Origin of the sequence: Haloferula sp., assembly GCF_049672945.1 — a bacterium.
Classification (GTDB): domain Bacteria; phylum Verrucomicrobiota; class Verrucomicrobiia; order Verrucomicrobiales; family Akkermansiaceae; genus Haloferula.
The window spans coordinates 1-10,446 of record NZ_JBATWY010000001.1; the positions used below are offsets into that span (position 1 = coordinate 1).

General features: G+C 58.7%; 8 protein-coding genes. All 8 read right to left on the bottom strand.

Going from position 1 to position 10,446, the window contains the following annotated elements:
• The coding region (locus WBG04_RS00005; protein WP_424312276.1) for an Eco57I restriction-modification methylase domain-containing protein at window positions 1–3,042 on the bottom strand (3,042 nt) is incomplete at its 3' end.
• Between the two features lie 9 nt (window positions 3,043–3,051).
• Window positions 3,052–6,426, bottom strand: a complete 3,375-nt coding sequence (locus WBG04_RS00010; protein WP_424312277.1) for a helicase-related protein — start codon at window positions 6,424–6,426, stop codon at window positions 3,052–3,054.
• A 93-nt stretch (window positions 6,427–6,519) separates the two neighbouring features.
• The gene (locus WBG04_RS00015) at window positions 6,520–6,846 is read right to left on the bottom strand and encodes a hypothetical protein (RefSeq protein WP_424312278.1); all 327 of its coding nucleotides are present in this window, start codon (window positions 6,844–6,846) and stop codon (window positions 6,520–6,522) included.
• 466 nt (window positions 6,847–7,312) lie between these two features.
• Entirely contained in the window at window positions 7,313–7,744 is a 432-nt protein-coding gene (locus WBG04_RS00020) for a hypothetical protein (RefSeq protein WP_424312279.1), read from the bottom strand.
• Between the two features lie 79 nt (window positions 7,745–7,823).
• On the bottom strand, window positions 7,824–8,051 hold the full coding sequence (locus tag WBG04_RS00025; RefSeq protein ID WP_424312280.1) for a hypothetical protein: 228 nt from the start codon (window positions 8,049–8,051) through the stop codon (window positions 7,824–7,826).
• Between the two features lie 164 nt (window positions 8,052–8,215).
• Window positions 8,216–8,608: a helix-turn-helix domain-containing protein gene (locus tag WBG04_RS00030; protein ID WP_424312281.1), complete on the bottom strand. Its 393-nt coding sequence runs from the start codon at window positions 8,606–8,608 to the stop codon at window positions 8,216–8,218.
• Entirely contained in the window at window positions 8,605–8,910 is a 306-nt protein-coding gene (locus WBG04_RS00035) for a hypothetical protein (protein WP_424312282.1), read from the bottom strand. Before WBG04_RS00035 ends, WBG04_RS00030 begins: the two co-directional genes overlap by 4 nt.
• Window positions 8,911–8,988: 78 nt before the next feature.
• Window positions 8,989–10,200 carry a hypothetical protein gene (locus WBG04_RS00040; protein ID WP_424312283.1) on the bottom strand — a complete coding sequence of 404 codons (1,212 nt, stop codon included), beginning with the start codon at window positions 10,198–10,200 and terminating at the stop codon, window positions 8,989–8,991.
• Window positions 10,201–10,446 lie beyond the last annotated feature (246 nt).

A 10,446-nucleotide genomic window follows, 5' to 3' on the forward strand; every position in this document is an offset into this window, starting at 1 on the left:
CATTTTCACTCCTGCCTTTACGTAGAAATCGACGGAAAGGGCCTTCGTGTCTCGTCGCACTCTTTCCCTCAGATCTCCGACGCTGTCGCTAGTTCGGAAATCAATCTTCGCAAGGGGCATGGCAAGAAAGCGCGCCTGCATTTTTCGGTCTTTTCTCTCGTCCGTGACGACTGCAATCTCGTGAGTTGGTTTCGGCTGGGATGCCTCAAGAACCAAAACCAAGGTATCCACAACTGCCGCGCTGAAGACCCAACCGCTTTGCCAGATGCTATGAATTGCGACGTTCTCCAAAAGATGCATCCGAAATGCGTCAGCGTTCTCAAGATCGCAGAACGTATTCGGAACGATGTAGGCCAACGCTCCGTTAGGTCGCAAAAGAGTAAGTCCTCGAAGGATGAAGAATGCGTAAGAATCCGGGATCTTTGAAGCTTGGGGGTAATTGTCGCTCAATCGCCGTTTGAGTAGCGGCGCAAGTTTCACACCATACGGCGGATTGCCTATCACGATGTCGAATCCGCTGTCGATCTCGCTTCCTCCCTTCGCGGCAAGTTCGCCTTGTCCACCGGCCTCATTGATGAGCGCGAGGTTGCCGAGGAGCGTAGCCGGGGCATTGCCTTGGAGTTTCACCTTGCCCACGGGCAAGCCGAACATCCATTCGGAGTCGAAGAACGGAGCGAAGGTGTTCTGGTCGTAGGGGTCCCACGCGGCCAGTTGGCTGGCGGCGGTCTTGGAAAGGGCGTGGCTGTCCTCGAGTTTTTCGGCGATTTCCTGCCGCTTGGTTTCGTCGGCCTCGCGCCATTTGCGTTTGTCGGCGGGGCTACGGGCGTTGAAGTGCTTGTGGCGGATGCCGGCCAGCTCGGCGCGGAGACGGTCGAGGTCCGAGGAGAAGAGGTCGCTCTCGGTCTTTTCGATGGGGATGAGCGTATCGGCGGCGACGAGGCGGGTTTCGAGGTTGGGCAACGGACGGACGCCGAGGTTGGCGGCCGTCGGCTCGACCTTCTGATCCACCACCAGCGAGATGAAAAAGCGGAGCTTGGCGATTTGGGTGGCGATGGGCTGGATATCCACGCCGTAGATGCAGTTCTCGATGAGGTAGAGTTTCCGGGCGAAATCGAGGGCGTGGTAGCGGGTGTCGAAGGATTTCTCGATTTCGGCGATGCGGGTGTCGCAGGCGTCAAGTTCCTCTCTCGGCGCCCCGGATTCATCTAGCAGTTCGCGATAGCGGCGGGCCTCGGCGAGGCGGTCGCGTTTCCAAGATTCATTGTTGGGGTCGAGCTTTTGCAGGAGGTCCACCAGCCGGTGGAGCGCGCCCATGGGAAAGGCACCGGAGCCACAGGCGGGGTCGAGGATCTTGACGCGGCCGATGGCGGCGATGAGTGCTTCGCGGGCGCCGGGCTGGATGTCCTTGAGCGTGGCTTTGTTGGAGAAGAGATCTTCCAAGGCACCCTTGCACTTCGGCACTTGGCTGGCGAGGTAGCTCTTGAGCGCCTCATCCACCATGTAGCTGACGATCTCGCGGGGCGTGTAGAAGGCACCGAGGGCCTTGCGGGCGGTGGTGGACGTGTCCGGGTTGTAAGAGGCGAGGAGGTTTTCGAAGACCTTGCCGAGCAGCTCCGGATCGAGCGCGATCTCCTCCTCCAGCGGGGTGTTTTCCTCGATCGTGAACTTGTAGCGGGAGAGGATCTCGATGAGGCCGCGCACCCTGGCGCGCTTCGAGCGGGCGGTTTTCTTTTTTTCTTCACCGTAATCCTTGGAGAGGTCCACGGTTCGCTCCGCGCCGAAGAAGAGGTCGTTGGGCAGATGGCAGCCCATGTCCTCGCGGTCGGAGAAACCGTCGAGGATGAAGTTGTCCTTCTTCTTGCCGGACTTGTCGTCGAGGCAGTCGAAGAGCCCGCCGTTGAGGAAGGGGACACGTGCGGCGAGGGTTTCCCAGTCGGCCCGGTCGTGGAAGCTGGTCTCGTAGCGCCAGAGATTGGTGATGCCGTAGTTGGCGTCGTAGCGTTCGCCCTTCTTCTTCTTTTTTCGGAACTCCCGCTGCACGGGCGGCATGTTGAGGGTGCCGAAGAAGAGATTCTGCAGGATGGCGCGGTAGTAGGTTGGTGAACTGTCGGGTTTCCGGGGATCGCGGGAGGGAGTGAAATCCTTGAGGAGCTTGAGGAGGTGCTTCTCCCGAAAAAGCTCGGTGGGGATGAGGCGCTTCTCGATGAGGAACCAGCAGAAGATGACGCGGGTGAGAAGCCGGATGAGGAAGAGGGAGTTTTCCTCCTCGGTGTCGCAATGGAGGGGCAGGCGGATGGTGCCGTCCTCCACCAGGTGACGAGACCAGAAATACCAGTCGGCGATCTCCTGGTAGAACTGCTTGGAGAGATCCTTGGTATCGAGCTTCTTCTCCCAGGCGGCGTGGAGTTTGACGAAGTTCGGAATGTCCTCGTCTTCCCGGAGGCACGGGAGAGAGAAGTCGTTGAGGATCTCGATGTGGGCGCGGAGCGGCTCGGAACAGCGGATGTCCTTGATGAGGGTCGCCTTTTCGAGGACGTCGCGGCTGGCGTCGCGCTTGTTGAGCCGGCGGCGGAGGATGGCTAGGGAGATGAGCGGTTCGTCTTTATCGCCGTAACGGAAGAGGACGATGGCCGGCATCGGCAGCGGCTTGTTGATGAGCCGGGCGAGGGTGGTCAGCTCGGTGCGGGTGTAGTGGCCTTGCGGGAGATCGATGGCGAAGAAGAGGTAAGACTGGATGCGCTGGGCATCGATGGTGCTGGAAGAGTCGAAGAGGTCTGCGTGGCGAGAGACCTCGGCGTCGCCGATCTGGAAGATGAGGTGGAGGGACTTGATCCGGCGCAGTTCGTCTTTGTCGTTCGCTGTGAGCGGCCGGGCTCCCTGGCCGTCGAGTTTGAGAAAGGATTCGAGATTCCAGGAAGCAGTGCGGTCTGAGTGGTAGCCGAGGGTTTCAAAAAGAGTCTTGGCCGAGGTTGACAGTTTACCGGTGGCACAGTGGCCGATGGCGTTCTGGATCTCCTCGCGGATGTCGATGGCGGCGGGCATGGAAAGAGATTAAGAAGGATTCAAGACTACGAGCCAGGTGACGAGTTCCCAGTCGCCGTCATCGGCGTGGACGGTTTCGGCGGACGTGGGAAGAAGGCCGTCGCGGCCGGAAAGAAGTGAGGTGGTGGCGCGTTTCTGGAAGGTGGCCTCTATGGTGCGCAGGGCGCTGGCGACAAGGTCTGCATAGTGGGTCATTTCGGAGCTTCCTTGGGTGGCGGCATCAAACTGGTCGCACAGGCTGCCGAAGGCATTGGGATGACCGGCGGCGAGGGAGCGGAGGAGGTTCAGTGTTTCCTTGGGTTGGGCGAAAGAGTAGCGGACCATGCCGTCGTCATGCACGTAGAGGAGGAAATGGGGAGCGAGGGGGTTGAGCTTCTCGCCGGTCGCTGAACGTTGGTCGGCCTGGGAGGCACGGCGGAGGCAGAACAAGGCCCCGGGCTGCACGGCGGGACGGACGTTGTCGGGCGGCCGAACCACTGTATAGAGCCCGAGCGGTGCTTCCTCCAACTCGGCCCGGCGGCTCTCGAGGAACTGGAGGAGCTCGATGCGGAAATCGTCGAGCGAAAAGCTGGTGAGGCTGGGTGAGTCGTCAAGATCCTCCAGGTCGAGGACTTCGTTTTGGAGCCGCTTGAGTTGCTTGTCGCGGAAGCGGAGGTCGGCAGTGATCAAATCCTCAAGCTGGTCGGGTTCGAGAAGGTTATCTGTTTGGGTGGCGGAGAGGTCGGCGAGTGCCATGCGGGCTTCGACCCGGTGCTTGACGTTAAGGTATTTGTCGAGGTCGGCGACGGGCCAGAAGTTGACGAGCTGGACGGATTCGTTTCGGGAGCCGATCCGGTCAATCCGGCCGAAGCGCTGGATGATGCGCACCGGGTTCCAGTGGATGTCGTAGTTCACAAGGAGGTCGGCATCCTGGAGGTTCTGGCCCTCGGAAATGCAGTCGGTGGCGATAAGGATCTCGATTTCCTCCTGTTGCGGGAAGCGGGGTTGTTCCGCCCGGCGCTTTGACATGGGCGAGAAGTTGGTAAGGATGTCGTCGTAATCGGCGGTGCCAAGGGTCGTCTTGTTGTCTCCGTCTCCCACCACGAGGGCGGTGTGGATGCCATGCTCACCATGGAAGTGAGGTTGAAGCTGTGTGTAGAGATACTTCGCTGTGTCGGCGAAGGCGGTGAAGACGAGCACTTTGCGGACGGGCTTGCCGTCTTTGTTGATTGAGGGCTTTGAGATTTTGGCGTCGATCAACTCACGCATGCGGAGCAACTTGGCATCGCGCTCGGGGGTGACCTTCTCGGTCTTGTCGAGGAGGAACCGGAGCTGCACCAGATCGTGGCGGACGTGTTGGAGCCACTTGTCTCGGTCGAGGTGGGCAAGGTGAATGCGCCGGCGTCCGCCAATGGTGAATCCCTTGACCAGATCCGGGTCGAGATCGGGGTCCTCGAACTGGTCGGGGAGAACGGAGTCGAAATCGAGCTCGTCCTTTTCTTCGGCATGGGCCTCGAAGGCGGCAATACGTATCTCCAGGTCGGAAATCTTTGCGATGGTGCGTTCCAGCGTGAGTCGGAAAGAATCCACGGAACTCTCCAGCCGCTTGAGGAAGTTGACCTTCATCATGGAGACGAGGATTTTTTCCCGGCCTTGCTGGGTGAATGCGCCGAGGATCTTGTCCTCGTAGGCGGTCTTCAAGTCCGCGGGGAGATCCTCACGTAGGTAGCTGGTAGGATGATAGAGCGCGAGTTTGAGTGCGCTGATCTCCTCGTTCAATTGTTCGAAGGAGATGAACTTGTCAGTCGTATCTATCGGAGGGTGGATGGCGAGAGGAGCCGGCCGTTTCGGGAAGCCACCGAGTCTCTTCATTTCCTCCTTGTAGTAGGTGGAGATCTGCTTGCGGGAGCGTGCGATACTGAGTCCGTCGAGGAGCTTGAAGAAGTCGCCGCCAATGGCGAGGAGAAGGTCCTTCGTGGTGCGTTCCTCAGGGCGCTTCTTCGACCAGGTGGTGAAGTGGCTTTGCGCGACTCTGGTGGTGTCCTTGACGGAAGAAATACCGAGGCTCTCGGAGAAGGCACCGTTGGCTGTTTCCTCCCTCGTCACGTCGCCGCCAGCAATGAAGGAGATCTGATTGCGCAGGTCGGCCAGCTCGTTGTTGACCGGGGTGGCTGAGAGTAGGAGGACCTTGGTTTTCTGCCCGCTCTGAATGATATCCTCCATGAGGCGCTGGTAGCGGGTGCGACGGACTTCCTCCTCGGGGTCGGTGGAGGTCTGGATGCGGTTGTTCCGGAAGTTGTGGGACTCGTCGATGACGACAAGGTCGTAAGCTCCCCAGTTGAAGGTGGATAGGTCGTGGCCGTCGACCTCGCCCCGCTCGCGGGAGAGGTCGGTGTGGGATAGCACGTGATAGCCAAAGCGGTCTTCGTCGAAGGGGTTGAGCGTGCTGTTCGATTTGTAAACCGTCCAGTTGCGGCGGAGTTTCTTAGGGCAGAGAACAAGGACGCGTTCATTGCGCAGCTCGAAGAATTTGATGACCGCGAGGGACGTGTAGGTCTTTCCGAGGCCAACTGAATCCGCGAGGATGCAGCCATTGGTGGAAAGGATCTTATTGATCGCTGCCTTGGCCCCATCTTTTTGGAACGAGTAAAGGGCTTTCCAGATGCCGGTGTCCGGAAGGGCGGCGCGGCTGAGAGTGTCTTCAAGATTGCCCGCGTCTTCGAGGTAGTGCCGGAAGAGATGGAAAAGGGTGAGAAAGTAGATGAACTCGGGGGTGTTGTCCGAGTAGAGGCGATCCAGTTCAGCGAGGACCTTGTCGCGGACGTCGGTAGTGACTGAGGAGTCAGTCCACAGCTCATCGAACCAGGCCTTGAGGTCTTCGACGTCGCGACGGGAGTCGGCCGCGATGTTCAGTTCGACGTTGTTGCCAGAGGTTTTGAGCCCAAGCCCCGGTACAGTGAAGTTCGAGCTACCTAGGAGGGCGTGCGAGGATTCGCCATTCTGAATGTGGTAGAGCTTTCCATGGAGGAAACTGGAGCGAGTAATGGAGCGAATTTCGACCTTGTTGCGGATCCAGGCGGCGCATTCGCGGGCGATCTGTTTTTGGGAAAGCTGGTTGCCGAGCTCCATGGACTGTCCATCGGGCCCTAAGGTGAACTGACGGGCTTGCTTCTGGTCCTTGTCCAGGCTGGAAACGGAGGTGGGCTCGCCAAACAGAAAGCGGAGGTGGTCGGCGCTTTCGAGCTGGGTCTTCAGTGCCGCGTAGGCGTGGACCGTGAAGTAAGCTGAGACAAACGAGAGGTCGCTGTCGTCACGAATGTGCTGCTTGAGGAAGTCGCCTGCAGCGCCGCGGGAGCGGTTGTCGAAGATCGAGGATTGGAGAGTTGGCGGTGATGTGCCGGGCATGAGCTTCAGGGGAGTCAGGAAATCGGTTTGAGGGGAGGTCTAGCGTGCTAAGCAGGGTGGGACATCCGTAGGGGGTGAGAAAACGAGATAAGGTTAGGGAATGAATTTCACGCCGGCGAGAGTCCAGCCGGTGAGATCGGTGGCGACATGGATATCTGGCTGAGGGCGGAATATGAAAATGGTTCTCGGGGCTGTGTTGCCCTTCGCCGTCGTGTAGGGCTCACGGCGGTAGCCGGTGACGATCCCAGAGAGGAATGCGGCCTCGGCCTTCCGACGGTGGAAGTGGATGGGATGACCGATGACGGCTTCAGCTCGGTCGACCGAGACGCGCCAGTGGCCCGACTCCATGACGCCGGGAGTGGTTTCTTTGGGCTGGGGATAATCGGGTCCTTCCTGATTAAGAAGGTGAAGGATTGGCATGCTGAGAGCATGGGAGAGCAACTCGGGTGGGGTCAATGATGAGTGCGGGGAAATGCGGGTTGCGGTAGAGTCGGGGCATGAAAAGGCAACCGATCCTTCTCTGCCCTGTTCCTCTATCTGAGGCCCTTTCGAGAAAGTGGCTGGGCGAAGAGGGTGTCAGGAAATTCCGTGGAGCCGGTAATGTGTAGACTGGCCAGCGCTTGATGCTTGAGGCTATTGAGGAAGCGAAACGATGCCGATACCCCAATGGGGATTACCCCCCGGCGGAGGAGTTGCTAAACACCGGGCCGAGTCAAGGCAAGGGCGGCATCCTGACCTAGAGGCCCTCGCCCTCGGAGGTGGAGGGGTAAAGCAGTTTTCCACCCATCCCAATACCCAGCCCTGAAGTGTTGCAGGCTTGCTGGCCATTCAGCCTTGCTGCCTTTGGCGGCGAAGAGGGAGAAGAAGCATTAAAACACTGCCGGGCCTACCTATTCTTAAAGCCCTGCCGATCCAATTCAGCAAATAAGTTTCGGACAATGGTTTCCGCGCCCGCGTAGCCGTGGGCAGCCGAGTTGCGGTACTCCGCGTCGGCGATAATGGCACCGGTTTGCGGATCAATGAACTCCATTTCCATCCGAAGTATGTAGGTCACAAAGTCCCATCGCCAAGTGTCGCCATAGACAACGGCTACGTGGTCGTTCGTCTTCCTTCTGGATTCGGTCAGGCGAAAGCCGCGCTGTCGCAGCTCACCGGTGATCGCGCTCCTGATAGCGGCATCTCCAGAGTAACCGGGCCTGGCCTCGACGGATGCTGTTTGGCGGGAACTGATCGAAGCGGGATTGCCTCCGACTTCATAGGTTGTAGCACAGGAAGAGAGTAGAAATCCCAAAGCCAACCAGAAGAGTCCTTTTGCCATTGTATTCATCGGTGACGAATGTGGCCTCTGCCGGACCACCGGGGAAAGGGGAAAATCACGAAGGGGTGGCAGCGGTCGCTCAAACCACCGCCTTGAGGAGAGTCCCGGGAACGAAAGCCGACAGGTCGAAAACAGCATCTCTGCTGTTGTCTGTTGGGACGATCCGGAAGAACTTCTCGCCATCCTCCCGAGGGTGGAGGTTGAGGTAGTGCCGGCGGACGATGGATTCCGAGTTCCCTGTCTGAAGAGCCGACGTTTCTCGCGAAAGCCAGAGACACGAGTTTCTCGCCGTTGGCGAGCGAATCATGGGCATCTTCGCGGTGGTCTTCCAGAAGGAGGGGGATGGAGTCGCGGGCTTCGGCTTCGGTGGAGCCTTACTCGTTCCCCTCGGAATACTCAGTGGTGAAGGCAAGGAACCTTCTCAAATTCAATCTTCGTTGTGTCCGCAATCTCTTGGAAATCTAGTGCGACTCAAGCCACGGCATCTTGCAGCACTTCGGGATGTTTGATGGCGATGGCGATCAGCATGCGGGCCGCGCCGGAGGGTTCGCGCTTTTTCTGCTCCCAACTGCGCAGGGTGCTGATGCCGACACCGAGCAGTTCCGCAAATTCCCCTTGGGTCATGCCAAGGGTGTGGCGGGCTTGGGCGACTTTGCTTTTGGCTTTCCACTCCCTCGCTGACTTCCGGCGTTGGGATTCGGCATTCACCTCGATTCGGGCATAGGAGCCATCGGCCTTTTTCTCCATCTGGAAGACTCTGGAAGGGATGCTTTCGCCGCGCTCCAAGGCATCCTTCCTCGTCTTGAGATCGGCGGGAGTTGGGAGCTGGGATTTGGACTTGGTGGTGGCTCGTTTCGCTTTCATGGCTTCTTGCTTTTGAGTTCCTTCAATCGGGCTTGGCTGAGGTTCTCAGCTTCGTTCTTGGCGTAGATGTCGAGGAGTAGGATGCGGTGGTCATCGGTGACCCAGTAGTAGATCACCCGTGCGCCGCCTCGTTTACCGTGACCTTTGGCAGCCCAGCGAAGCTTACGGCAGCCGCCAGAGCCGGGAATGACGTCGCCGGAATCGGGCTGTTCCATGAGCTGGACCTGGATTGCGAAGATCCCCTCATCACCGATCAGGCGGAGTGCTTTCTCGGTGAACTTGGGATCTTCCTCAAAGATCACGGTCGGATTCTAGGTCGAGATTTGTTTTCTTCAAGGTAATACTAAGTATGATTTCGTGGGCTGAGTGGGCGTGTTCCGTCAGACCGCCTTCAGGTGGCTTGGGACGTCGATTTCTGGCTCGGGAGCGATCACGGCTTGGCGGCGAGCTGGCTCAGGCACAATCCTGAAGAACGTGGAGCCTTCTTCCCGGCTGTGGGCATTCAGGTAATGCCGCCGGACAATCGATTCCGAGTTCCCTGCCTGAAGCGCTGCGTCTCCAACGGATCGATGAAGGGCAACGTGGTAGGAAATGAAGGAGTGGCGGGCTTCGTCGTGATCGAGCTTGAAGTGTTTGCGGACCATCTTTGCCATGCGATCGAAGTTGGTGGGAATGGTCGGTAGCGGCGCGATCTGCAGCCAAGCCGCGAGATTGTTGGAAATGGTGACGTGGCGCTCATGCCCGGTTTTCGAGACCTTGGCAGGAATCGTGATGGTCTTGGTCTTGAGATTGACCAGCGCCTTCTCCTGACCATTCATCCGCTCAATCTCACCGGGGCGGAGTCCGGCAAAGTAGAGAAGCGCGTAGTAGCGGAGCATGACGCCACCCTTCCAGCGTGACAGGGCGCGGAACAGGCGGAGAACATCCTCGGGGCTGGTAGTGGCGGGCTTGGCTTCCTGCTCTTCCCTCACCTGCCTTGCCGAGAACTTGCGGATCGTTGTGACGGGGTTCTCAAACGCGAAGGGGCGGTTGCTGGCGACATCCGCCACCGTGGACCACTCGAAGAACGAGTGGAGGATGTTGCGGTAGTTGTTCCAAGTCTTGCGAGTGGCCTTGTTGGTGCCGTCCTTGGCTCTCAAGCCACGCAGGAACTTCTCGACCGCCTGAGCGGTGACTTCATGGGTCAGTGGGTTGTCGGTTTCACGAAGGAACTGATCGAGGACGCTCTTGATGCCCTTGAGGGAACGCTCACGGATGGCGTCACGCTCCCGGTCGTCGCGGTAGAGAGCCATGGCATCACGAAGGCGGATCGTGAATTCCGGCGGGCGATGGTGGCGAAGAAAGAATTCGAGGGCTTCGTCGAGGGTGTAGGTCGAGCCGAGACGATCAAAGGCTTTCACGGCCTGATCGAGCTGGTCGTCGGTCAGCGGGCAAAGCATGAGTCGCTGCTTGCGCCCCTCGTTCTTCAACTCGACCCGCTTCAAAGCGGCAAAGGCTTCGGCCTTTTCGAGTTTGGAGTACTGCTTCCGCTGCCACTTGCCGTTCTCTTTCCAGCCTTGAACCAAGTAGGACGAATAGCCCTTGGAATCCACGTGAGGGCGGATAGTAATCTCCGAAGATGAATTCTTCGCCGCAGTCACTCGTGTTCGCTTCGTCTTCCTGCCCATGCCTGCAACTAGCCGCATTGGGAGCGTTATTTCAAGCATCTATTGCAGGAACTGTAACAGGAAAAACCTAGAACCCCTCATTGGTGGCGCTTGCCGTCAGGCTCATAACCTGAAGGTCATCGGTTCAAATCCGGTCCCCGCCACCAATGAAGGCCACGGTTTCCATACCGT